This window comes from Coprococcus sp. AF38-1 (assembly GCF_003603945.1).
Taxonomy (GTDB): Bacteria; Bacillota; Clostridia; order Lachnospirales; family Lachnospiraceae; genus Coprococcus; species Coprococcus aceti.
The window spans coordinates 234,425-257,489 of record NZ_QVGO01000006.1 but is presented as its reverse complement, the minus strand read 5'-3'; the positions used below and the strand labels follow the sequence as shown (position 1 = coordinate 257,489).

The 23,065-nt window shown below is 39.6% G+C and carries 27 protein-coding genes and 2 pseudogenes; 3 read left to right on the top strand and 26 right to left on the bottom strand.

What is annotated here, in order from left to right; translation table 11 throughout:
- Positions 1-71: 71 nt before the first annotated feature.
- The 7 genes from DW025_RS15200 to DW025_RS10725 all read right to left on the bottom strand — a co-directional run bounded on the left by DW025_RS15200 (position 72) and on the right by DW025_RS10725 (position 5,414).
- A complete protein-coding gene (locus DW025_RS15200) occupies positions 72-734 on the bottom strand; it encodes a zinc-ribbon domain-containing protein (RefSeq protein ID WP_119999935.1) in 663 nt (220 codons plus the stop codon).
- A 141-nt stretch (positions 735-875) separates the two neighbouring features.
- Entirely contained in the window at positions 876-1,394 is a 519-nt protein-coding gene (locus DW025_RS10750; RefSeq protein ID WP_055264514.1) for a ClbS/DfsB family four-helix bundle protein, read from the bottom strand.
- Between the two features lie 54 nt (positions 1,395-1,448).
- Positions 1,449-2,051: a Type 1 glutamine amidotransferase-like domain-containing protein gene (locus DW025_RS10745; RefSeq protein WP_119999864.1), complete on the bottom strand. Its 603-nt coding sequence runs from the start codon at positions 2,049-2,051 to the stop codon at positions 1,449-1,451.
- A 57-nt stretch (positions 2,052-2,108) separates the two neighbouring features.
- Entirely contained in the window at positions 2,109-2,765 is a 657-nt protein-coding gene (locus DW025_RS10740) for a hypothetical protein (protein WP_004851532.1), read from the bottom strand.
- Between the two features lie 54 nt (positions 2,766-2,819).
- Positions 2,820-3,329: a hypothetical protein gene (locus DW025_RS10735; protein ID WP_243104971.1), complete on the bottom strand. Its 510-nt coding sequence runs from the start codon at positions 3,327-3,329 to the stop codon at positions 2,820-2,822.
- Positions 3,330-3,410: 81 nt separating this feature from the next.
- Entirely contained in the window at positions 3,411-4,709 is a 1,299-nt protein-coding gene (locus tag DW025_RS10730) for a tyrosine-type recombinase/integrase (protein WP_012744117.1), read from the bottom strand.
- Positions 4,710-4,793: 84 nt separating this feature from the next.
- Positions 4,794-5,414 (bottom strand): helix-turn-helix domain-containing protein, encoded by a 621-nt coding sequence (locus DW025_RS10725; RefSeq protein ID WP_005604344.1) that lies wholly within the window; start codon positions 5,412-5,414, stop codon positions 4,794-4,796.
- Between the two features lie 175 nt (positions 5,415-5,589).
- Between DW025_RS10725 and DW025_RS10720 the strand changes: the two genes are divergently transcribed.
- Entirely contained in the window at positions 5,590-5,820 is a 231-nt protein-coding gene (locus tag DW025_RS10720) for a helix-turn-helix domain-containing protein (RefSeq protein WP_005604346.1), read from the top strand.
- A 350-nt stretch (positions 5,821-6,170) separates the two neighbouring features.
- Entirely contained in the window at positions 6,171-7,697 is a 1,527-nt protein-coding gene (locus tag DW025_RS10715; protein WP_119999862.1) for a MobA/MobL family protein, read from the top strand.
- An 85-nt stretch (positions 7,698-7,782) separates the two neighbouring features.
- Here the strand turns inward: DW025_RS10715 and DW025_RS10710 are convergent, their stop codons facing one another.
- From DW025_RS10710 to DW025_RS10680, 5 genes and pseudogenes are all read right to left on the bottom strand, one after another.
- Positions 7,783-8,469: an SdpI family protein gene (locus tag DW025_RS10710; RefSeq protein WP_105309369.1), complete on the bottom strand. Its 687-nt coding sequence runs from the start codon at positions 8,467-8,469 to the stop codon at positions 7,783-7,785.
- Complete coding sequence (locus DW025_RS10705; protein ID WP_005604351.1) at positions 8,466-8,735, bottom strand: autorepressor SdpR family transcription factor; 270 nt, start codon at positions 8,733-8,735, stop codon at positions 8,466-8,468. The genes DW025_RS10710 and DW025_RS10705 overlap by 4 nt, the downstream gene beginning before the upstream one ends.
- A gap of 257 nt (positions 8,736-8,992) precedes the next feature.
- A complete protein-coding gene (locus DW025_RS10700; RefSeq protein ID WP_005604353.1) occupies positions 8,993-9,232 on the bottom strand; it encodes a DUF6061 family protein in 240 nt (79 codons plus the stop codon).
- Between the two features lie 563 nt (positions 9,233-9,795).
- Positions 9,796-10,287, bottom strand: a pseudogene (locus DW025_RS10685) (lysine--tRNA ligase); the annotation flags it as partial.
- A 185-nt stretch (positions 10,288-10,472) separates the two neighbouring features.
- A pseudogene (locus DW025_RS10680) lies at positions 10,473-10,721 on the bottom strand (tyrosine-type recombinase/integrase); the annotation flags it as partial.
- Between DW025_RS10680 and DW025_RS10675 the strand changes: the two are divergent.
- Positions 10,720-12,108, top strand: coding sequence for a relaxase/mobilization nuclease domain-containing protein (locus DW025_RS10675; RefSeq protein WP_119999930.1), 1,389 nt, complete (start codon positions 10,720-10,722; stop codon positions 12,106-12,108). The pseudogene DW025_RS10680 and the gene DW025_RS10675 sit on opposite strands and share 2 nt — an antisense overlap.
- 15 nt (positions 12,109-12,123) lie before the next feature.
- Here DW025_RS10675 and DW025_RS15195 read toward each other — a convergent pair whose 3' ends face one another.
- From DW025_RS15195 to DW025_RS10605, 14 genes are all read right to left on the bottom strand, one after another.
- Positions 12,124-12,642 carry a hypothetical protein gene (locus DW025_RS15195; RefSeq protein ID WP_012744275.1) on the bottom strand — a complete coding sequence of 173 codons (519 nt, stop codon included), beginning with the start codon at positions 12,640-12,642 and terminating at the stop codon, positions 12,124-12,126.
- Positions 12,643-12,652: 10 nt separating this feature from the next.
- The gene (locus DW025_RS10665; protein WP_015514506.1) at positions 12,653-13,111 is read right to left on the bottom strand and encodes a YaiI/YqxD family protein; all 459 of its coding nucleotides are present in this window, start codon (positions 13,109-13,111) and stop codon (positions 12,653-12,655) included.
- Between the two features lie 23 nt (positions 13,112-13,134).
- On the bottom strand, positions 13,135-13,719 hold the full coding sequence (locus DW025_RS10660) for an SOS response-associated peptidase (protein ID WP_012744277.1): 585 nt from the start codon (positions 13,717-13,719) through the stop codon (positions 13,135-13,137).
- 42 nt (positions 13,720-13,761) lie between these two features.
- On the bottom strand, positions 13,762-14,364 hold the full coding sequence (locus DW025_RS10655; RefSeq protein ID WP_015514507.1) for a hypothetical protein: 603 nt from the start codon (positions 14,362-14,364) through the stop codon (positions 13,762-13,764).
- 441 nt (positions 14,365-14,805) lie between these two features.
- Complete coding sequence (locus tag DW025_RS10650) at positions 14,806-15,204, bottom strand: winged helix-turn-helix domain-containing protein (protein ID WP_243104968.1); 399 nt, start codon at positions 15,202-15,204, stop codon at positions 14,806-14,808.
- Positions 15,205-15,269: 65 nt separating this feature from the next.
- A complete protein-coding gene (locus DW025_RS10645; protein ID WP_012744280.1) occupies positions 15,270-16,226 on the bottom strand; it encodes a D-alanyl-D-alanine carboxypeptidase family protein in 957 nt (318 codons plus the stop codon).
- A 43-nt stretch (positions 16,227-16,269) separates the two neighbouring features.
- Positions 16,270-16,773, bottom strand: a complete 504-nt coding sequence (locus tag DW025_RS10640) for a hypothetical protein (protein WP_119999858.1) — start codon at positions 16,771-16,773, stop codon at positions 16,270-16,272.
- Positions 16,774-16,800: 27 nt separating this feature from the next.
- The gene (locus DW025_RS10635; protein ID WP_117456454.1) at positions 16,801-17,985 is read right to left on the bottom strand and encodes an ABC transporter permease; all 1,185 of its coding nucleotides are present in this window, start codon (positions 17,983-17,985) and stop codon (positions 16,801-16,803) included.
- Positions 17,975-18,688, bottom strand: coding sequence for an ABC transporter ATP-binding protein (locus DW025_RS10630; protein ID WP_004853372.1), 714 nt, complete (start codon positions 18,686-18,688; stop codon positions 17,975-17,977). Before DW025_RS10630 ends, DW025_RS10635 begins: the two co-directional genes overlap by 11 nt.
- A gap of 4 nt (positions 18,689-18,692) precedes the next feature.
- The gene (locus DW025_RS10625; RefSeq protein ID WP_117449615.1) at positions 18,693-19,550 is read right to left on the bottom strand and encodes a hypothetical protein; all 858 of its coding nucleotides are present in this window, start codon (positions 19,548-19,550) and stop codon (positions 18,693-18,695) included.
- Positions 19,551-19,684: 134 nt separating this feature from the next.
- The gene (locus tag DW025_RS10620) at positions 19,685-20,770 is read right to left on the bottom strand and encodes a sensor histidine kinase (RefSeq protein WP_119999856.1); all 1,086 of its coding nucleotides are present in this window, start codon (positions 20,768-20,770) and stop codon (positions 19,685-19,687) included.
- Positions 20,757-21,458 (bottom strand): VanR-ABDEGLN family response regulator transcription factor, encoded by a 702-nt coding sequence (gene vanR / locus DW025_RS10615; protein ID WP_004853366.1) that lies wholly within the window; start codon positions 21,456-21,458, stop codon positions 20,757-20,759. The genes DW025_RS10620 and vanR overlap by 14 nt, the downstream gene beginning before the upstream one ends.
- 5 nt (positions 21,459-21,463) lie before the next feature.
- Entirely contained in the window at positions 21,464-21,676 is a 213-nt protein-coding gene (locus DW025_RS10610; protein ID WP_008703822.1) for a helix-turn-helix domain-containing protein, read from the bottom strand.
- Between the two features lie 158 nt (positions 21,677-21,834).
- Positions 21,835-23,025, bottom strand: a complete 1,191-nt coding sequence (locus DW025_RS10605; protein ID WP_119999854.1) for a CHAP domain-containing protein — start codon at positions 23,023-23,025, stop codon at positions 21,835-21,837.
- Positions 23,026-23,065 lie beyond the last annotated feature (40 nt).

Here is a 23,065-nt window from a genome sequence, read left to right as displayed (position 1 = left end):
ACTGAAATATAATCTATCAGGGAAAAATAAAGATTTGATGAAGATTGCTAAATAATTCATCCACTCTATTTTTATTCTCGTATGGAATAAACCATCAATTGAATATCATTATCAGAACTCGGCTTTCCACTGAAGTCAGCAAAGCTGTTACAAATACGAAGTCCTAATTTACCGAATATCTCCGTGATTTCATCCAAACTATATAACCTTATAGGATTTCCTTCTTTCATTTCAGGCTTATAAAGTGCTTCTCCATACATATAGTCTACCTGCCCATATATCAGTGTTTTTCTATCCTTCTCCCATTCAAAAGCAGATAATGTAAGTCCCTTTTCTCCTGCATCCCATAACTTGCAAGGGAAATGTGTTTGGGCATAGCTTCCATTCATGATATCCATAAAGTGCTTCTCACATCTCCAAATCACTTTCTTATGAGAACCTATAGAAACCTCTGTCGGTTTTATCTTATTCTTTTTCGACCACTGTTTTACCAGTAATGGCTCTAATGTCGCCAAATCATTAATACCTGCAATCACTCTCGCCCCGGAACATATTGGGCATTTTTCTCCATTAGAACGAGCCTTAACGCTTGTCTGCCATTCGTGACCGCAAGCACCTCTCCACCATACTTTTTTATTTGAACCGAAAGTAATGTCATCAGGTGTAAGCGGTAAGTTCTTCTCCGACCACTCCGAAACAAGCTCCGGGTGTACTTCTGCTAAACTGTCGTTCATAGCCAAACCTCAACCTCCTTGTGCTTAGAGTTTATGAAGTTTTGGCTTTATCTTGTAGTTTGCGAATATCCGTATAAATAGAAAAAACCCTTTGAGAAAAGGATTTCTCCTCTCTCAAAGGGCAAGTTGGCAAACTGGAAGTTATAGTGCAATCTTTTTCCATTTTCTAATCTTGGTTCTAAAGGTTCCGAACGGAGCAACTGTATTAACATGTATGAATTTGTATACTTCCCAGACAGCTGTTTTAGTTGCTTCGTCAGCCCATTTTCTCATATGTGGTTTAAATAATTCTTCCTCACTCAGAGAATCAATCATTACATAAATAGAGTTGATATTCTCATTCAATCTGTCTTTCAATTCTTGCAGTGACAGCTGAGCATATGTATCTGTGAACCATTGATATAATTCGCCAAGCTGATTCCACTTAAAATTATCCGAAGGAGTTTTGACAGGAATACCCTTTCTTTCGTCTGATTCCCATTTAATAACAAGAGTTGTCCAGCCAACCTGATAAGCAAGATTTTCTGCCGGAGTTCGATCGACCTCATCAATTCTCTTATCTTTTAAATGCTCCGGAATATCATTAAATTCTGAAATATACTTTGCAAAGCTTTTATTTATCTCGTTTTTAAGCTCGTCTTTATTCTCATATGTTCTCAATAGTCTATCTCCTCAGCTTCCGATTTTCCAGTTTCAAAAAAAGGATTTTTCAAATTAGTCTTTGCAAATAACCTTTGAACCTTCACCATCAATTACAATTCCCTGATGGTTGTTAATAGGGCATAGATTCAAATTCGAAAATTCAGTCATTATTTTCTCGGTAACTTTCTTAAATGGTGCTGTAAGATAATGTGGAAGAACATAGAAATCAATCAAATCAAGCCCTGCATCATCTTCTTGTGAGTAGTCCTCCGGCTTTTCATCCATTTGCTCGATATATTGGATGCTTGGAGCGCATATAATCGCACCTGCCGATTCACCAATCATCAGTTTTCCCTTTGCCAATTCTTTTTTCAACAGCTCATCCGTTCCCGTTTTACGGAGCTGGTCTATAAGGAAAAAAGAATTTCCGCCGGTAAAATATATCACATCCGCATCTTCAAAAACAGACTGTATCGTTGAATAAGCCTCCGTTGAAATATCAATTTCAGTTACGATTGCTCCCAACTTTTTGAATAATTTTCGAGCCGAGCCGACATAGCCGGTGTAGCCTTCACGCAGCGAAGCTGTTGGAATAAATGCGACTTTTTTATTTTCAATTTCTTCCTTTATCAGACTTCCTACACTTGAAAAGTGCGAACATAAAAACAGTTTCATCAATATTCTCCTTTATATATAAATTCTAATTTTCCAATTTAACAAACTTGAAGTTGTTTATCCAAAATGAAATGGAATAACCATATCAAGTAAAACCGCAAGAACTATACTAATCGTTCCCATTAGCGCAGAACTCCTCAATGTGTCTCTCCTCAAAACAATAAGTCCAATAATAAAGACTATCACTTCCAAAACAGATTTTGCATTAAAATACCAGCATCCATATACAAAGCACATATTGAACAATACTGCCAAAATCAGCGCTGATAGTATAAATGCCAGTTTGCTTTTCCCCTTTGCATACCAACAGACAAAAGCCAATAATGGAGAAACAGCTGTAAATCCAAACCAAATCATCGCATAACTTCTTGGGAAAAATCCTGCAATATAGTTTGAATACAAATAGTAGCTTGCAACCATACCAACAAAGAATACAAAAACATTGATGCTTGCTCTTATTGCAGAATTGCTATAAATAGAAATACACAGTGCAATCAATATCCAGATTGCAAAACGCCCAAGAAAATTACCAATATCTAAGACTCCATTTATTGCCATAAGCACACCTGGAAGTTCAGTTTGACGAAAATCCAGATATTTTGAGAAAGTTCCCAAAGCTATTCCGAGAAACAATATCGCTATGGTATTTATAAGTTTTCTATTATTGGATATTGGATTTTCTGCATTCCTTATATCATTCAAAAAATTTATCATAATTACCCTCACAAATTCTAATTTTCCAATTTAACAAACTTGAATTTATAAATATCATTTTACATTTTTATATGAAATCACAATATGACTTGGTGCAAATAATACTGATGCAATAATCAATAGCACTGACCTACTCATAATCCCACTAAATAAGAACAACATTGAAGGAATAATAGAAAGTGCTAATGCTCTGAAAACGCTGTTTTTCTTAAAACATATAATCCAAATAGCACAATAAAGCATTACCAATATGGTATCTACAATCAGATATAGTGCAAATGCTTCGTCAGACCACCACCCGAACCAAGTTCCCGGAATATTGATTATCATGAATCCGAAACAACCCAATCTCCCTACTTGTTCTGTGACCTCAACATATTTATTGTTCCACTTATTATCAAATCCATCTTTGCACTTAATCGCAAATACAACATTGGGTATCATAATGACTGCAATAAAAATCAGCCCAAAAACATTAAACCATTCCATATTATCTACCATCACAAACTCTGATTTATCTATTAACTCTCTTAACTTTCCCCTATTTTCAAGGCTTCCCGCCATTGAAAATTCTATATATGTATCCTTTTCCCTTGTTTTTGCCCTTATGGGATAATTACAAGGGAAAATTCATTATTCAGTTGTTTAATCGTTGCCTGCCACTTTATCAAGAAGTCTTGCGGAAGTCCGCTTTGCTTCCCTTGTAGCATGGGCGTAGACATTCATGGTGGTACTCACGTCTGAGTGTCCTAACAGTTCCTGCACATCCTTAGGCTGAGCCCCGTTGGATAAGAGGTTTGTCGTGTAGGTATGCCTCAGTGTGTGGAAATGGAAACCTTCAAGCTCCGGTACTTTTCTTCCTGCTGTCCGGCAGGCTGTTTCTATGGTTGCCGGAAGTTCCAGACAACCATCCTCCCTTAAGCATACAAAGAAGATTTCGGTGTAATCTTCCGGCACATTCTCTGTCATTCCCAAATGATAATACTCGTAATGCACCCGATTCTTTTCCATTACTTCTCTGTAAAAATTCCGCTGGTAGAGTTCCCCATACTGAAAACGGTTTTTGTGCTGTTCCTTTTTTGCATTCCTCAAAATATCTGCGAGGGTATCGCCAAAGTCAACAACCCTGATCTTTTTCCACTTTGTCGGACCGATTTCGTGCTTATGGGTAGCACCATTGTAGCGGATGCTCCTGCGTACAGTGAGATACTGTTCTTCAAGGTTGATATCCTGCCATGTCAGACCTGCTACCTCTCCAAGTCTGAGACCTGTAAAGTATGCTATCTGAACCGGAAGAATCGCATCCCCACTTCGTTTTCCAAGCTGTTCAATCAGTTTCCGGTACATTTCAAAGGAAAGCGGTTTAACCTTGTCTCTGTCTGTGGCTGTTTCATCCGCAAACAAATCCGTTTCTTCCTTTTTATGCCTCATCACCACATACTGCATTGGATTGAAGGTAATAAACTGTTTCGGAAATACCGCAAACCGGAATGACTGTTGCAATACTGCTGAAAATGACCTTACATAATCAATGGAATATCCTTTTGATATAAAATCTCCCACAGTGCCTCCAAATGAGAGCAAATCCATAAACTCCTGCAGGTGTACCGAAGTCACCGTTTTCAGTTTCCTTTTGCTGATAGGGTGTTGTTTGATTCTCCCAATTGTCTGAAGATAATTGCCAACCGTTCCATTACTCAATGTGCCTGTCTTTAATTCTTCCTCAGCCCACAGGTCAAGCAACTCTCCGAGTGTGATGTTTTCAGCCTTTGCAACAAACCGCTTGGCTTCATAATCCTCCATTGCCTGCCTCAACAGCTTTTCCGTTTCGCTTTTGTTTTCCGTACCTGCAAATTCCTTCTGCACCAGATTACCGCTTGCATCTTCCACATAGAAGCGGTAGTACCATTTCTTGCCTTTCTTTCTTACAGAACCTTTTGCCATAATCGTTACTCCTTTCGATATCGACAATCGGAACTGATGAAATGCTTTCTGCGTGTAAGTATATCATAACTCCGGTTGTCTAATCTATACCGGTTCGGAGTCTTTCTCTGAAAGAAGATTTGCAAGCCTTACGGCTGCCGTTTCGGGATTCTTGGAATAGAGCCTTACAATGTCGCCCATGTCGTTCAGTGCGTTTACCGTATGGGTGATTTCCCTAAGGAACATAATCTCATTATATTCCTGATTGGATTCAAACCCCATTACTTTTGCAATTGTGGCATCTTCCGTATTCCCTTTAAAATTCTTACAGGCATATTGAAAGGAATCAACGAATAATTCGTATTCCTTCAACATCAGCAGCAGTAAATCTTTGGAAAAATCCGCTTCGTCTGCCTTCATATCATAAGGCAGTTTGGAGAGAATGGAAGTCATGGTATCACGAATCTGTAATTCCCTTTTATCCGTAACATCACTTGTCATTTCTTCCGTCTCGCCCTTCAGCCACTCCACTGATACATGAAGTGCTTCCGACAGACCATCCAGAACAAGCTTCTTGGTGTTGTCAATCGTTCCTGCCTCATACCGCTGTATGGTGGAAGCGGTAACTCCCATCTTTTCTGCTATATAAGGCTGGTTGACACCTAATTCCAGTCTGCGTTGTTTTGCCCTGCTACCGATTAACTTGCGTAATTCTTTATCTTTCATTCTGATACGCCTCCTTTTTCGGTATGGCTAAAGTATAACACAGTAAAAGTAGCATTGCAATATGCAAGTTAATAATTGCTTTTAAAATTTCGTAACGCTTGACAAGAAGATATAAAAGTTATATAGTAGGCATAGTCACAAAATTGCATTATGCAATTCAAGAGGAGGTGTTTTAATGACAGAAGTGAAGATTGCACTGTCCATTGAGGAAGCTGCCGACTATACGGGTATCGGCAGAAATACCCTGCGGAAACTGGTAGAATGGAAAAAGCTTCCGGTATTGAAGGTAGGACGGAAAGTCCTTATCAAAACGGATATGCTTGAAAAGTTCATGACCGCCAATGAAGGCAGGGACTTAAGGGACAAAGGAAATGTCAGAGCTGTCACAAGAAATGTGACAAATTAAATAGGGACAGTCCTAAGACCATCCCTAAGGTATGTATCTGACCGAAGCCATGATATACCTACACGCAAATAGATTATACCATGTGCTTCCTCTAAGATACAACCGGAAATTTAAGAAGTGGGGAAGAAACTTTTTTATACAAGCCCTCGGCGTTTGAGAGCGAAATACACCCCTCGCACAAATCTTACGATTTGTACTCTGTGTATTTCGCCCTGCTGGGAGCTTTCGCCGACAGGCGGATATGTTCGTAGACAGGCTACCTATGTAGCCTACTCACTTTCACATTAGAAAGTTTCCCATCCTCATTTCTTGCAGCTTCGTACTTGGCAGATACGGAAAGGAGGAAGCACATGCCAAGAAATTCATTTATTCAGATGACGAAGCTCCACAATGTCCGGGGAAGAATTTATTATATTTCAAGCCCAAAGAAGCAGGAAAATCTGTATGCGGTATATGAAACCACAGACCGTAATTTTTGGACTGACCTTGCAAAATATAATCAGGCAGAATTTAAAAAAAGCGGTACGGAGGGGAAATGTATTGAGGCAAGGGAATTGATCATAGCCCTGCCGGAATCTTTTACGGAGTATCCTCCAGACAGACTGTTGCAGATATTTACAGACCATTTCAGACAGACTTACGGAACGGACTGTATCGCAGCCCTGCATCACAATAAGCGGAAAACCAACTATCACATCCATCTCATTTTTTCGGAGCGTACACTCTTGGAACAGCCCATAGAAAAGGTTGCCACCCGCAATATGTTCTATGACGAAAAGGGAAATCATGTACGCACCAAGAAAGAGATACTTGATGAAGAAGGAAATATCCGTAAAAGATGTAAGGTGATTCACAAAGGTGAGGTATACGAAAGACAGATTTTCTCCATTAAGGATAAACACTTCAAGGCTGAAAATTTCCTTGATACCGTCAAGCAGGATTATACCAATCTTATCAATCAGTATGTGTGGGATAAAAGCCAGCGGTTAGAAGTTTTTGAGCGTGGCGGTATGTATCTTGCCACCAAAAAGATTGGTAAGAACAATCCGAAAGCCACCGAGATTGAGGCAGACAACAGTAAACGCACCTTGTGGAATCAGACTGTTGACAGAGCGATTGTAACGGGTGTTTCCAAGTCAGAAATCATGCAGATAAAAAAGGAACGGATAACGGACAAGATTGTGGAATCCGTATGGCTTTACGGAAACAGACCGAATCTGTTATCTTCCATTATCGGTACTGCCATTGCAGTATTAGAACTGTTAATCTCCAAAGTATTTCTCAAAACTCTGGAGCTTGCAGATAAAGTAATTTCCAAAGAGCTTGAAGCAAGACCGGAGAACACAGATTTCAAAGAGCAGAAAGCTGTACCAGAAGAAAGCAGAAAGCAGACAGATACACCAAAGCCTGCCATACCGCCAAGACCACAGCCATCACCGGAAGCAGTTTCTTACAAGCACTTATGCGAAATTTATCAAAAGCTGCAAGAACAGAATAAAGCAATTTTTGCACTCGATAAACAGCGAAGTGACCTTGAAATTGAACTGTCCGACAGCAAAGGTATCTTCAAAGCAAAAAGGCGTTCCGAACTTTCAACAGAGATAGCCGGATTGGAGGAACGTATTTCCCGAATGAAAGCCCGATTATCCCATATCGTAAAGGAATACGGGTATCAGAATGCGGAAGCCTTCTACAAAGCATTTCATAAGTCAGAGACAGCTTATGGGGATTATCAGGACAGCCTTAAGAATTGGAAACAACGGTATGGAGAAAAGCCGCAGTCTCTACATGATAGGCTTATATCTAAGAAACAGGACATAAAGGAGCGAGAGTTAACAAGACCATATTCTCCACCAAACCGTGGAAGGAGTAGATAACAAACGAAGGGAGGCAATTGCCTCCCTTCGTTTGTTATCTCTCCGTAAAAGACTGGAATTTCACCCTCTCGCATAAAGATACAAATTATTTTTTTATTTCCTTATCATATATCTTTTTTGAGTATACCACAGTTACAATTGTTGCTAATAATAAATAAATCAACATAAAGATTGTGCCAGTCATCCCACTTGTAAATACGGTTGTAATGATAGTCAATAACCCCGTAATAATAATACATATTGCACCAAAGCGGTTACTCTTTCTCCATGTATTATCATTGTGCATACTCCAAACGGTTCGAACTCCCACTACTGCATTTCGTTTTGCCTTTGTCATAAAATTTCCTAATACAATAAATATAATACCACACAAAATACATGAAACTTTTGCAATGTCAATAACCGCATGTTCACCACCTGCATTTGCCTGTATCCAAGAAGAATAAAGAATAAAATAATGCATAATCCCGAACATGATTGCTTGCGAAATTCCTACAACACATAATACCTTTGCAGAAGATTTTGTTTCCATCTGTTCCTTTTCTGTATTTGCATTTTTTGATTTTTTCTCAAACACATAGATTAGCAAGTGCCAAAACAGTGTAATAAACAAAATAATTACCGGAAAAATAAAGCTTTCTGTTTTACTTCCCCATCTGTCAGTGTTTCCCTCCAAGTCATGATGCATAGGTATAATATCAGGCATAAACTGTAGTACAACACTTGTAACTACAACTGGTATCATTGCTACTATCCACATTATTTTTTTCATACTTTTTTTCCTCCAAACTGGTTAACCCATATAATTAATTCATCGAAAACCGTAGTGTTGATTTCATAATAAACAAAGTTTTTCTCTTTATATTCAGATATCAAGTCTGCGTTTTTAAGTAATTTTAAATGATAAGAAAGAGCAGCCGGTGTAATCTGTAATTTTTCAGCAATCTCTCCGGCATTTAATCGTTCATTTCTCAACATAATAAGAATGTCTCTTCGCTGGCTATCTGCCAATACTTTAAAAATGTTAGTTTCTCCCATATCTTTTACCTATTTAAAACTTTCTTTAAATAGATTTTAGCATGCTATTTGTTTTTGTGCAAGAACTATTTAAAAATAATTTTAAATAGAGGGGATACACTGAAAAATCAATGTGTCCTCTCTATTTACCTTAAGGCAAAATTCAAACATCTAGAAACTTAAGATTCCTGCCTCTTATTATGGAATAACCGTACGTTCTATATATTTTTCTGGAATTTTTAGTACTAGACCTCTATCATGATATTATATTAGCAAAATCACCACGTATCTAAACGATCCTCTGCATCAACCCATACTTGCATTTCTCCATCCAAGTATAATCTTGCATATTCTAATGGATTATCAATAGCCAAAGCATTCAACGAACACTGGGAGCCGGGAGTAGTTCTCAATCCTTCCTCTGCCTTATTGCAATCAATTCTAAGCACTACATTTTCAAACGTGGTTACATCTATGCTATTACATTGCGGATTATATCTTGCATAAATCAATCTCATATCTTATCTGTCCTTTCCTTAATTTTCTAAAAGTTTTGAAAGCATTTCAATCCGTTCTTCCTGCCATTTTCATTTCATGTTATAATTTGTTACTGGATTTTCTTTCCCTTAATTTTGCCCTTGTGAGCATTCGTAACATGAGGGAAAAGGATATAACACAAGGGAAAGCATAAGGGCAAACTCACTCGCTACAAATTTAGCATTTTCAAGGGGTTGCGGACTTCACGAGGATAAGATATAACAGTTAATAAATGTTATGAATTAAGTCAAATCAAAACTTGAATTTGTATTTCTGTTTGTTTTAAAAATGGGCAACTCCGATTGGAATTGCCCACTCATTGCACTAATTATGCGATTTTTTTTTGCTTGCACCGATTTCTGCATCAAATGATGTAAGTTTGATGTAAATCGCTGTTTTTTTAGTTTTTTATCAAATGAAGTACGTCCCGTCTATTCGGTAAAACGGTACATCTTTACATCACGTCGACTGACGTCTCCGTGTGTTTTTCGCCTTATGTCGGTGTTCGCAAGCGCACACCGCCGCAAGGCTCAGTTTTCTCATCTTAATAGAGCTTTGCACCTGCTGGAATGTGGTCATCAACCATCAGAAGATGGAGCTTTTCTTCGCCTTCTTCTTCATGAATAGCACTGAGGAGCATACCGCAAGAGTCAATGCCCATCATAGCTCTCGGTGGAAGATTTGTGATAGCGATAAGCGTCTTTCCAACCAGTTCTTCAGGCTCATAATAAGCGTGAATACCGCTTAAAATGGTTCTGTCTGTGCCTGTTCCGTCATCAAGAGTGAACTGAAGGAGTTTCTTTGACTTCGGTACTGCAACACACTCTTTAACCTTTACAGCTCTGAAATCAGACTTGCTGAATGTATCAAAGTCTACCATTTCCTCAAACAAAGGCTCAATCTTTACTTTAGAAAAATCAATCTTTTCAGACTCAGTTTTTACATTTTTTTCAGGTGCTTCAGAAGCTGTATTATTTACATCATTTTTCTTATTTACACCATCTAAGGACTTCATTGTTGGGAAGAGCAAAACATTCATGCACCAAGCAGCATACAATGCAATTTCTCGATATTTAAGGATGTGTACTATCATTCCACTCTGCATACAACGGCACCAAGATACATTTTATTGTTGTACTTTTGTCGTACTAGAACCCGCTTTGTCGTACCAGAAATCAAATAATACTTTCCAATAAATCATACTTAAAATAATTTGGACAATTATATAAGCATACCCGTGTTATTTAATTTTAACAAACTCTCCTGTTTTCTTGCATCTGACACCTCAGCATAGATATCCAAGGTTGTCTTAATATCCTTATGTCCCATAATGGACTGGATGACTTTTACATTCACATCATTCTCGCAAAGTCGTGAGCAGAATGTATGTCTTGTAATATGGCAGCTAAAACGTGGAAGTATAATCGGTTCACGCTTTTCTCTCTTTGCACTAACTAGTTCCTTTGCATTGCAATCTGCCACATATATTAAGATCTTCCCCATTAAAGTAACAGACAAGAAAGCTCTGGACTATATCACGAATCCAGACAAGACTGATGAAAAACTGCTGGTTTCCAGTTTTGGCTGTTCCCCGGAAACTGCTGATCTCGAATTTTCCATGACTAGAGAAATGGCAAAAAAGAATGGAATGGACAAAGGTGATAACCTGGCATTTCATCTGATCCAGTCATTTAAACCTGGAGAAGTTGATGCCGAAACTGCCCATCGCTTAGGACAGCAATTTGCAGCCGAAGTACTGAAAGGAAAATATGAATACGTGATCAGTACCCATGTTGATAAAAAGCACATTCATAACCATATCATCTTCAACGCTGCAAGCTTTGTTGATCATCACAAGTATGTTTCCAATAAGCGGAGCTACCATAAACTCTGCAGAATCAGTAATCGTATCTGCCTGGAAAATGGACTTGCCACCAGTATGCCAACCGGAGAAAAAGGAAAAAGCTATAAAGAGAACATGGAATATCATCGTGGCACCAGTTGGAAAGCCAAGCTACGTGTTGCAGTTGATAAAGCAATCTGGACTTCCATCAACTATGAGGAATTTCTACAAAAAATGCAGTTAGCTGGATATGAAGTCCGGCAGGGAAAGCATCTTTCTTTCCGTGCACCGGAACAAAAAAATTTCACTTATATGAAATCTCTGGGAAGTTATTATACGGAAGAAAACGTCCGCATCCGCTTAGCTAAAAATCGTAGCAAAGTGAAAACTCCAAAACATCTGTCCAGAGAAGCTCGCCTGTATATCAATATCTCCACGTATGTAACGACTGGCAATCGAGAAGGATTTGAACATTGGGCAAAACTCAATAATCTAAAAGAGGCAGCCCGCACCTTCAACTATCTTTCAGAAAATAACCTACTGAATTATGAGGATTTCAGGCAGCATGTTTCTGATGTTGATGCTTCTGTTAAAGCGGCTGATCAGAGAATAGCACACATCACCAGTGAGCTAAGCACGCAGAAAGTCATTCAGAAACACTGTGATTCTTACCGGCTCTGCCGTAAAGTGATAGAAGATTGCAAATCTGCAAAAAATCCAAAAGAATACCGTTCCAAGCATCTGGCAGAATACCAACTCCACGATTCACTAAAAAAAGAGCTTCAGGATCTCGGTGTTACCAAAATCCCTAGCTCTGAAAAAATCCAGAAGCGGATTGAAAATCTTGAATCTGAACAAGCTGCTACCGTCCGGGAAAAACAGAAATTACAGAAAAAGCAGAAAACACTGGATATCATTCAGCAAAATTTCTCTGTGCTGCTCGATGCTCCTGAAATCAATTCAGACTTACTTCCGGCAAAACGGGAACCTGTTTCTGTCACAAGAGATAAATAAGATTGCACTGACAACTCAATTATTCTCTTCCAAATCTTCCCAAGGTTTCAGACCCATTTCCTCCCAGGTGACACCATACGGTGCACCTCCGGAGGTATAACCGGCAATAACGAAAAATCTGTCATCTTGCAAGATTTCTTCTTTAGCCAGATTATCTCTTGTTTCTTGTTTCCGTCTTGCTCGCCTCTGCTGCTTCTTTTGTTTCGCAACAGCTGCTTTTTCTTCCGGCGTTTTCTTATGTTTTTTTGCCATAAGTGTTTCTATTATAATTCCATTCTGAATGTCTCTCAGGATACGTTCTTCATAACTCTTTTCACGCTTTTCAACAATTTTATAAAATTCTTCATATTCCGTTTTAGGAGCAAGCGATTGAACTGCCGTAAACAAACTTTTGCATATATCATTCATTTCAGTAGCATCCGGCATTCGCTGATTCTCAAGATAAAACTTCAAGTGCATTTTGTATGTTTTATCTGCTATTGCACTCTTCTGTTTTTGTTTTAAGTCTTTATAGCTTCTGTCGTTCCTCTGCATCTACAATTCCTCATCTGCCTTCTTTCTCCCGTGCCATCAAAAGCATTTTTTCAAAAGACTGAGCGAATCTTTCATCATCTTCCTCCGTCCGCTTCTTCGGTCCCTTGACATGACATTTACGGGAACTTCTTCTGGCTTTTTTACTCAGGTGACGTTCCATTAGCATCTGATCAATATTATCATCCGTGTACCATTTACCTGATTGATGAATAGCATAAGCACCTTTTCCCAATGCCATTGCAGCCACACCATAGTCCTGTGATACGACAATATCTCCTTTATGGCAGATACTAATCAGTTTATAATCTACTGCATCTGCTCCTGCACCGACAACAACAACTTTACTATAAGTCGATGACAGAACATGGTTTGTATCACACAACAACATTACCGGAACACTATTATCTTTTGCAATCTTTTCAATGATCGCAACCACTGGGCAGGCATCTGCATCAACAAATATTTGCATCTTTCTATTTCTCCTCTGAACCATTATAAGAATAAGCTCTGCTGTTCGTATTCTGCCTCTCGTTTTAGCTGAACCGGTACCTGATGCAGAATTTGCTCCATTTTCCTGTCATCGAACCAATCTTTCAGCTGTCCTTTTTCCAATATCAGCGGCATACGATCATGTACTTTTATCATAGATTCATTGGCTGCTGTAGTCATAATCACAAATCGTCGTTCATTCTCAAACCAATCACAGAAGCCAGCCATATACAATACTGGTGCATCATATCTGGAAAATGTATTTTTCTCTTTTAACCGATTCCATTCATAGAACCCACTTGCCGGTATCAAAATGCGGTGATAGAGGATTCCATTTCGAAAAGAAGGTTTGTCCATAACAGATTCTGCTCTTGCATTTATAACCAGATTCTTTCCTTGTGACAATGGATATCCCCACTTGCAAACATCCAGTTTCAATCCATGTTCTGATTTTTCAATGATCGGTGCTACATTGGTTGGAAAGATATCTCCTGCAAAATGTTCCTGCCGGATCCGTTGGTCTATATCATGCACTACTTTTTCGATTTCATCTGCCATATCAGAATCAATATAATATCTACCACACATAATACTTCCTTCACTTATAGATTCTATTTCATCAAATATACATCATTTATTTCTAGGCACTTTAAACTCAGTTAATCTATAATTTTGAATCCACCCCATACATTCTTCACCATCTTCATTCTCCCAAATTATCTGTCGCCACTTTTTATATTTATCTATAATTCTAACAACTTTCCCTTCCTCAAGCTTTTCAATTACAATCGAATGGCAGTCATGCTTCAGTCGTACAATAGATTCTCTATTAACGATTCTATATTTAGTCGTATTTAGCTCCTTCGCATCATATCCCATTCCAACGATGTAATAATTATTGACTTGTTGTGTATAATTGTAATTATTTATCGTTGTTGCTGAAGAATTCGTAACTCCCAAAACAACTGATATAATCGTAATAATAAAGTTCAGCCATTCTCGTATTTCTTTAACATCTATCGTTCGTTTTTCTTCTATTGGCAAATTCTGCTTCTCTTTATTTATCGAAAGATTCGTTGCTCTTTCATATTCCGATGCAATAGTTTCTGACACCGTATCAATATCCCATTCTTCGGATTCTGAGAAAACTTGATCGGTAACTCTTCCCAATAAATTTATATGAGGCTTCTGGCATAATGGTGGAAGCCTAACACCATAAATTAACAACACCATATTGAAAAAACACTTGTGTCCTTTAATGTATTAACTGCGAAGAAAAACACAAAAGGAGTATTCACAAGTGGCTTCAGTTAATACATTATGCAAAAGTGTCCTTAATGTCAAGAACACAGTTATAAAAAATTGTAATCTTTACTCTGATAAGAATGGAGTTAAACATATTCGTATCCAAGCAAGACCTAATAAATGGCACGAGAACGACTGCCCATTCTGCCATAAATCATGCCCTGTTTATGATAAACATTCCAGTAGTATAATGCCGAGATATTACGAAGATAACTCGTAGAAAATGCAAAGTCCAGTCGCAAGTTTAGACACGATATTGCTCTTAACAGTCGTATAAAATCAACATTTGCAGGGATTTATCAAATTCCGACATACCGTCTTAGAAAATGAATAATCCCTCGCAATTCATTATGAACTACGAGGGACTGCTTACTGACTGTTAAAGCGGTAGCCGATCTCACGAACACTATCTATGGAAAAGTGAGAGTTTGTATCACAAAGTTTTTTACGAAGATTCCGAATGTGAAAGCCTACGGTATCCTTTTCATTGCCTGCTGATATTTCGCCCCACACCTTATCATAAATCTGCTCGTATGTAAGAACACGACCTTTATTGGCTGCGAGCAAGCAGAGTATATCGTACTCTTTGACGGTCAGTTCAATTTCCTGACCGTTATTGATAACTCTGCGCCGGCTCAAATTGATTTCTAAGCCGGAAAGGGATAATGTCGGCTCATATGAAATCTCTAATTTTTCAAAATCAGGGTGCTGTTTTACAAAAGCCAGCATATCGTCAAAGGCTGTTGAGTCTTGTGATTTGAACTCCATTATTACGATTCGTCCGATATTATCACCCCCCTTGGTTAGTTTTTTTGTCTTGGACAACATAAGATTTATTGCGTGAGATAATACGATTCATCAATCGTTTTCAGAATAAAATTCACATCGTCATAACGAGAGGAATCGGACTGAGAGCCTAAACTGCATATCAAAAACTCTTTTCCGTGCTGCTGATAAAGCACAATCAAGTTATAGTCGTCAGACAGAGAGCCAGTCTTAATTCCGCATACATTTTCGTTGTAATATTCGGATGTCGGATCAAGGAAGGCGTTTGTATTCTGCCATATTTGTGTACTGCCATCAGGCAGTGTTGCCGTATAAGTGTTTTGAGATACAATTTCTCTAAACCACGAGTATTCCAACAACCGATATACTACTTCTTTCAAATCTAAAGTGGTGGTAAGTGCCTCCATATCAAAACCACTCGGATCATATAAAACTGTGTCTAAGTACCCCTGCTGTTGCAAATGCAGGTTTAAGTTCTCCATGAAAATCCTCACACGCTCTTGACAGCTTTCTGCTTGCGGCGAAAGTAATCCTCCACAATAATCAGCAACCACATAAGCTGCGTCATTCCCTGACGGTACTAACATTGCCGCAAATAGATTGTGTAAAAAGTATTCTTTTTCCTTGATTTGAGCAACAGACGAGCCAGGTTTCGTGAGTGAAATAGCACCATAGTCTGCAACAACGATACTATCAAGGTCTGCTAAAGTTGACGCATACTCAATAACAAACAGCTTGGCTAAACTTGCAGGAATTTGTGGCTCGTTCTCGTTTTTTGAAACAAATATTTCATCATCAGAACAATCCACCAAAATCAGCGATTTTGCATTATAAGAGTCAGGAAAATCTTCTTTGTAGAGAAAACCATTTATTTTATTCTTTACCTCTCTGAAATTTTCCGGCTGCATTGCCCACGGCACAAACATTATACCTATGCCGATACAAACTACAAGCAAAAACAAAAATACTCCAAATCGTTTTTTCTTACGGCGTTTTCTCTGCATATATGTGCTCACCTCCCAACACCAAAACTCCTATGTGCCATTTTTAATCGGCATAATTTGCCTGAATACACTCTGTAAATCCAGACGGATCTCCCAACTTAGCTTTATCAATATTATCACGAAGATATTTGCGTGTGGCGTCATCACAGCGATCTGTTCCCATATAAGGCATATCAAAGGCTTTTTCGAGTTCAGCTAAGGCTTTTGCCGCCCTTTCCGAATCCGTATTGTAAGTATCAAGCCATTCCTGCATCCAAGAATATTCCCAAAGGTTAGATGCTCTTGTATCGCCATATCCTATCTGAAAAGACGCTCCCGTATCTTCGCCTTCCAAAGCATCAGGCGGCGTAAAGCCCTCCGGCCAATTCAAATTCTCAATGGTCGTTAGGTATTCTTCTTCAATGGTAGCAAAGTCCGTGAAACCTCTTGTGTTTGTGTCGGAGTCCGAAGAAGTGGAGCAGCCTGCCAGCATAATCACCAGCAAAGAAATCATAACACACAATAACAGTCTGTACGGTCTTTCGGATTTTGAGATTGTTCGTTTCATTTTGTTTCCTCCTTGAATTGAGTTTTATTATCTAAGAGCCAATGCAGGCTCTAATTTTGCTGCTTTCAATGCTGGTAATAATCCGCCCAATAATGCTGTAAGCACAGACACAGCAACTGCAACAACAGCAACGCTGATTGGATAACTCGGTGTTCCCACCGGGGAATCCACAGGGAGCAACGCTCCAATACAATGCACCAAAATCAGCGAAATCAAAATAGCTGCAAAGCAAACGAATATTGATAAAATCAACTGTGAGCCTAAAACCAATGCCACAATATTTGTTCGTGAAGCACCTATCGCTCTGCGGATCAGCAACTCATGTGTGCGCTGTTCCAATGAAGATAGTCCGATATTGATCTGCCCTAATACGGAAACAAACAGCAACAAAAGCGAAGTAACCAAAAGCCCTAATTGCAGTATGGACAATACCGAATCATAGGTATCTCCAATATCACTCCGCCCAGCACTTTCCCAGTAACCGCCAATGGTATCAGTCAAAATGTCGCCAAGGGCAGAATGTATCTGTTCGATTGTCAGTCCTGTTGTGGGATGCCAATACACATTTGCATTTTGTACTTGCCACATTGCTGGTGCGAAATTGAGGATCGCCGCAGAATCCGCATAGATAGTCGGAAAATCCCTGCCATCGTTTACTACTCCGACAATATTGAATGGGGTTAACGAAAGTGTGCTTTTTACATTTCCTGCAGCATAGGGCGAATCATTAAAATAGTTTTTAGCTTCTTTGTTTATGACCACTTCAAGCGATCCGCCCTCACTCGAAGGCTCTAACCATCTACCGGATGTCATTGGAAGATTATAGACTTGACTATATGCCTCCGTGGTGCAAACTAAATCAAAAGCCATCAGGTTTTGGTAAACATCATTCGGCGGTATTGGCGTTAAATCTTTCATTGGTGCAAATCGAATATCTTCTCCCATAGAAAAAGTAACAGCGGCTACATCATCAATGGCTTCAAATCTCTGGAATAATTGTTCCATTTTATTTCTATCGTGAAAATCGGATTCCGTTATCACGAATGAGTAAGTAGGTGACCAGCCATATACCTGTGCGTTTACGGAAATCAAATACTCCCGTCCAAGCGTACCAACTAATACCGATCCAAGCATTGCGATAATGCCTACAAGCATTGAAACACTTGTCAGAATACTTCTAAGTGGAGACAGACGAAGGTCTTTAAGTATCATTTTTAGCACAAGTTATCCTCCCTCCATCCATTTCAAAAATCGTATCACAGGTATCTGCAATATCAGGATCGTGCGTAACCAACAGCAGCATAATTCCATTTTCTTTTACGACGCTGTGCAACAGTTCCATAATCTGCGTTCCCGTCTTTTTATCCAACGCTCCCGTAGGCTCATCACATAAAATGGCTTCCGGAGATACTGCAAGCGCCCTTGCGATTGCAACTCTTTGTTGTTCACCGCCGGACAAATTGATTGGGTAATCATTTTCCTTGCTTTCTAAGCCGACACTTTTTAGCAAGCCTGTAATTATCTCGTGACGCTGTTTGGCGGTAAACGACTTTTTGGCATAGAGTAGGGGTAATTCGATATTTTCCCATACCCGCAAGTGCTTAATCAGAGAGTAGTTCTGAAATACAAATCCGATATTATTGGCTCGCAGTATAGACAGATCACGGTCTTTCAAAGCAGAAATAGATATACCATCATAAAGGTACTCGCCCTCATATTCCCGATTTAACAAGCCAATAATGGATATAAGGCTTGTTTTGCCTGAGCCGGACTTTCCGACAATGGCATAACTGCGCCCTCGTTGCAATTCCATATTAGCGTTGGTTACTGTTGTCAGCATATCGCCATTATTCAATTTGACGCTTGCTTTCAAATCCTTTATTTTGATTAAAGTCTTTTCGGAAATTCCTTTCATTTTATCAAATCCCCCTCGGATCAAGGTTTGGCGGAGTAGCAGAAACTACATCGCCCTCCTCTAAGCCGGACAGTATTTCTATATTGGCTCCGTCTGTCACACCCAATGTCACTTTTGTTTCCACTCTTTCTCCATTCGGAGTAATTACAGTAACCAATCCCGTCCCTTGTCTACCCGCTATTACCGACAGCGGCAATATAAGGACATCATTTCTCGTTGTCGCCGTTATGACTACCGTTGCACTTTGCCCCGATTTCACATCGACTGTTTGACTGATCAAGCATTGCAGAATGCCCTCTTGCGGCACGATTCCCGTAAACGCATTTTCATCTGCGGCAGGCGACACCACGGCAATCATATCGGTTGGTCCTACACCATCATATACTTGAAATTTTGCTTTCAACTCTGCATACTCCGGTAAGGTACTCAAAAAATTATCTGCCTCTACATTGAGGGCAAATCCTGTATAATGCACTATCGCTACGGGATAATTACTCGGTACGCTTTCATTGGATGGGGCAATAGAGGTAATTGTACCATCCACCGGAGATTTCAATTCTTTGCCGTTCACAGTTCCAATAATTTGCCCGGCAGTGATTTTTTCTTCTAATTCTACCGCTGTATTAAATATGCCATTTTCGGGTGAGAAAATAATAAACGGTACTGCCGGAACAATAGTCGTTTGCGTTGAAACGGTTGGAGTAATTGTCCCTCGTACAACTGATACCGTTTTTTCTGCGGATGTTGCGCTATCTGTAAGATTGTTTTCGTCTGTCTGCCCAATTGCAGAGCAGGCAGATAGCGTAAATACAAGAAACAAAATAGAACATAGCAGCATTTGTTTTCTTAGCAACTTCATCATTCCTCCTTATGCTGTATCACAAAAAATACGAGCCTCTATCTTGATACTTTTATTGTACCAAAACAGAAGCCCGTATTTTCTTGATTGCTCGTAAGATATTCCTCTTTTTTTCTATGCAAATTCTTACAATTTTCCTACGCCAACGGCAAAGTAATTGAAAACTTGTTTTGATCCTCTTGGCTCTCTGCAACGATTGTACCATTGTGTAGTTCAACAATCTGCTTTGCAATCGCCAAACCTAATCCAGCTCCTCCACTGCTTGTACTTCTCGCTGCGTCAAGCCGATAAAACTGCTCGAAAATCCTGTTTAACTTTTCTTCCGGCAGAGTATCGCCGTGGTTACAAAAAATAATGCTGACCGTATCTTCCTGACATTGTGCGCTGATCGTGATATCCGTATTTTCAAAACTGTAGATAACCGCATTTCTCAAAAGGTTATCAAAAACACGCTGAATTTTGTCTGCGTCACATCGAAGCATTATATCATCATCAACACAAAGATTACATTGCAAATTCTTTGATTTGAGCATAGGCTTAAATTCATATACAAGTTGCTCCAGCAGGCGAGTTAAATTGATTTTCGTGTATTGTAATGTAATATCGTATATATTGAATCGTGTTATCTCGAAAAACTCGTTAATCAGATCCTCTAACCGTTCTGCCTTACCAAGAGTGATTGATAGGTACTTTTCTCGAAGTTCCTTTGAGATTTGCGACTCATCACGCAGTAAAGTAAGATACCCGATTACAGAAGAAAGCGGTGTTTTCAAATCGTGTGCAAGATACATAATCAGGTCATTTTTTCGCTGCTCATTTTCTTTTGCAAGCCTTGCATTACTTTCAGCCTCTTGTTTTAACTGATTGATGTTAGCGGCGATTTCACTCAACTCCGGGGACATTTCAATGTAACTGACATTCTGATCGAACATTTTTCCTGTCGCAGCCTGTACCTCGTACACATAGGCGACTACTTTTTTCAAAAGTAGGTATGTCATGTATATAATACAGCCACCCCACACGATTACAGCCACTATATAAAGATATACTGTTCTGTAATACAAGTAATAATACAAAACATACTTGCGGAGAATTTCCTCTGCCATAATTCCTAAAAGAAAAGTACCGCCAAAAATAAGCACAGAGCAAATCGCACATTGAATTACATACCCTTTGAACAAGGTAAAGAGCAGATAGTTTTTTTCTTTTTTATTCAATTTCATACCCTACCCCCCAAACAGTTTTAATGAACTTCGGATTTTTTGAAGGTTCATTCAATTTTTCCCGAAGCCGCCCAATGTGCGCCATTACCGTATTGTTACTGTTGCGAAGATACTTTTCTTTCCACACGGCTTCAAATAATTCCTCCGAGGCGACAACTTTACCCTGATGTTCGCACAGATACCACAGAATAGAAAACTCCAACGGAGTCAAGGCTATTTCTTTGCCATACAAGTAGCACTTGTGGCTGACTCTGTTTATCAGTAGACCTCTGATGTCATACTCGTCTTTTTCTTCGGATTGGCTCAAATTAGGACTGTTATAGCTCTGATAACGCCTTAATTGCGTCTTTACTCTTGCCACAACCTCTAAAGGATTAAACGGTTTCGTTATATAATCATCCGCACCAATCGTAAGCCCCATAATCTTGTCGCTATCCTCAATTTTGGCGGTAAGCATAATAATAGGGAAGTAAAACTTTTCCCGAATTTTTTGGCAAAGTCGAAAACCATCAATATCCGGCAGCATAATATCAAGTATCGCTAAATCAATCTGCGACTGTTTGATACATTTCATCGCCTCTAACCCATTATAACATTTATATACTGAATAACCATCGTTACTCAAATACACTTCAAGCAGATCAACGATTTCTTTTTCGTCATCCACAATTAAAATCTTCTTGTTCATTGATCCTACACCTCATTTTCGGGTACGGCTTCCATTATGTCGCCAAAATCACACTCTAAGTATTCGCATATATTCAACAGCACGGGAAGGGTAACATTTTCATTTTTTCCGAGTTTCGCAAATGTACTTTTGCTTGCCCCGACCGCTTCTCGTAATTGACTCTTTTTCATTCCCTTGTCAATCAGAAGTTTCCAAAGTTTGTTGTACCGTACTTTCATTTCCGCACCTCCACCCAAATATAGTTTGTATTATAGCACTTTGAGAGTGAAATCGCAATTATTAAGTCTGTATTTTGAGACTTTTAGTTTTCAAACCGGCACAATATCTTTCTGATATGTAATCCAACCGCCTGCAAAATGCAGGCGGCTTGTGTATTTTAATAGGCAGGTGCGCCGTAGCCAAGAATCTCGTAATAACCGATAGAATACTCATTGACTCGGCAACTGTCGCCGGAGTTGCCCTCGACCGTATAAACCTTGCCGTTTTCGACCTTTTGAACAATACCCGTATGGTCGGATAATCCATCCTGACCACTTTCGTCTGCCCAATCGAAGAAAATAATCATTCCGGGGGCAGGCTCGGCGCTGCCATCCAGCCATTGTCCACGATCCTTAAACCATTGTACTCCGTTGACACAGCCTGCATATTTTGGGATAACTCCAGCGTCGATATAGCCGCACTCGTTGGCACACCAAGATACAAAGCAAGCACACCATTCTACACGGGAGTTAAAACCGTACCACGACCAATACGGCTGACCGCCCACATTGCCAACCAGAGAGAGTGCAACGGTCACGATCTGTCCGTCGCCGCCTGTAATGCCGTAAAGCACCTGTGACCAAAGGTAATTGTTTTCATCTGCAAGCAGTTCAGCGAGGTAGCCTTTCTGTTCTTCGTTAAAACCATATTGCGCCGCCATTTCCTCGGCAGTCTTGTGGCTGACGGTAATATACAGATAGGTTTGTGTGACCGTGCTTTCAGTTTCCACGATATTACCGCGTCCGTCATCGGTTTCGGTAATAACTGTTTCGGTCTTGCTCTCTGTTCGGGAAGATATTTGATTCATCTCCCAAAAGATGTCTTTTAAGAGTTGCTTTTTGCCATCGTCCATTGTGGCAACCTCTTGGGGGTTATCTTGATCCGTATTCGTTTTTACAGAGTAAACGGCAAGCACCTCTTTCCAAACGGCTCTGCTGCCACTCATTTCAAGAACATCATAGGATACCGAGTTCTTTTCCTCTTGCAGCTTGGTATCGTATTCGGTATTGATTTCCTGCACAACGGTCTGCATACTCATTCCAGTGCCGGAATCTTCGTCTGAGAAGAAAATGCCAAATACTGAGCCGAGGATCATACCAATCAGGCAAATCACGATAATAACCAAAACCGCCACCCAGCCGCCTGCGGCGATAGCGGCAATCAAGGCTTTCGTTCCGGCAATAATCGCTTTAATGGCAAGTGCGGTCGCTTTGGCAATCGCCTTTACCGTAACCACGGCGGCTTTTGCCGCAGCCCTTGCCGCTTGTGCTGCTCTCTGTGCAGTTTTAACCGTAATGATTGAATCCACCTAAAAATCCTGGATTGCTATGCCCCCGCTTATGCCCCTT

Coding starts and splice junctions, on each gene's coding strand:
- DW025_RS15200 (WP_119999935.1), bottom strand. CDS start 734: ATGAACGACAGTTTAGCAGAAGTACACCCGGAGCTTGTTTCGGAGTGG.
- DW025_RS10745 (WP_119999864.1), bottom strand. CDS start 2,051: ATGAAACTGTTTTTATGTTCGCACTTTTCAAGTGTAGGAAGTCTGATA.
- DW025_RS10740 (WP_004851532.1), bottom strand. CDS start 2,765: ATGATAAATTTTTTGAATGATATAAGGAATGCAGAAAATCCAATATCC.
- DW025_RS10735 (WP_243104971.1), bottom strand. CDS start 3,329: ATGGCGGGAAGCCTTGAAAATAGGGGAAAGTTAAGAGAGTTAATAGAT.
- DW025_RS10730 (WP_012744117.1), bottom strand. CDS start 4,709: ATGGCAAAAGGTTCTGTAAGAAAGAAAGGCAAGAAATGGTACTACCGC.
- DW025_RS10725 (WP_005604344.1), bottom strand. CDS start 5,414: ATGAAAGATAAAGAATTACGCAAGTTAATCGGTAGCAGGGCAAAACAA.
- DW025_RS10720 (WP_005604346.1), top strand. CDS start 5,590: ATGACAGAAGTGAAGATTGCACTGTCCATTGAGGAAGCTGCCGACTAT.
- DW025_RS10715 (WP_119999862.1), top strand. CDS start 6,171: ATGCCAAGAAATTCATTTATTCAGATGACGAAGCTCCACAATGTCCGG.
- DW025_RS10710 (WP_105309369.1), bottom strand. CDS start 8,469: ATGAAAAAAATAATGTGGATAGTAGCAATGATACCAGTTGTAGTTACA.
- DW025_RS10705 (WP_005604351.1), bottom strand. CDS start 8,735: ATGGGAGAAACTAACATTTTTAAAGTATTGGCAGATAGCCAGCGAAGA.
- DW025_RS10700 (WP_005604353.1), bottom strand. CDS start 9,232: ATGAGATTGATTTATGCAAGATATAATCCGCAATGTAATAGCATAGAT.
- DW025_RS15195 (WP_012744275.1), bottom strand. CDS start 12,642: ATGCAGAGGAACGACAGAAGCTATAAAGACTTAAAACAAAAACAGAAG.
- DW025_RS10665 (WP_015514506.1), bottom strand. CDS start 13,111: ATGCAAATATTTGTTGATGCAGATGCCTGCCCAGTGGTTGCGATCATT.
- DW025_RS10660 (WP_012744277.1), bottom strand. CDS start 13,719: ATGTGTGGTAGATATTATATTGATTCTGATATGGCAGATGAAATCGAA.
- DW025_RS10655 (WP_015514507.1), bottom strand. CDS start 14,364: ATGGTGTTGTTAATTTATGGTGTTAGGCTTCCACCATTATGCCAGAAG.
- DW025_RS10650 (WP_243104968.1), bottom strand. CDS start 15,204: ATGGAGTTCAAATCACAAGACTCAACAGCCTTTGACGATATGCTGGCT.
- DW025_RS10645 (WP_012744280.1), bottom strand. CDS start 16,226: ATGCAGAGAAAACGCCGTAAGAAAAAACGATTTGGAGTATTTTTGTTT.
- DW025_RS10640 (WP_119999858.1), bottom strand. CDS start 16,773: ATGAAACGAACAATCTCAAAATCCGAAAGACCGTACAGACTGTTATTG.
- DW025_RS10635 (WP_117456454.1), bottom strand. CDS start 17,985: ATGATACTTAAAGACCTTCGTCTGTCTCCACTTAGAAGTATTCTGACA.
- DW025_RS10630 (WP_004853372.1), bottom strand. CDS start 18,688: ATGAAAGGAATTTCCGAAAAGACTTTAATCAAAATAAAGGATTTGAAA.
- DW025_RS10625 (WP_117449615.1), bottom strand. CDS start 19,550: ATGATGAAGTTGCTAAGAAAACAAATGCTGCTATGTTCTATTTTGTTT.
- DW025_RS10620 (WP_119999856.1), bottom strand. CDS start 20,770: ATGAAATTGAATAAAAAAGAAAAAAACTATCTGCTCTTTACCTTGTTC.
- vanR (WP_004853366.1), bottom strand. CDS start 21,458: ATGAACAAGAAGATTTTAATTGTGGATGACGAAAAAGAAATCGTTGAT.
- DW025_RS10610 (WP_008703822.1), bottom strand. CDS start 21,676: ATGAAAGTACGGTACAACAAACTTTGGAAACTTCTGATTGACAAGGGA.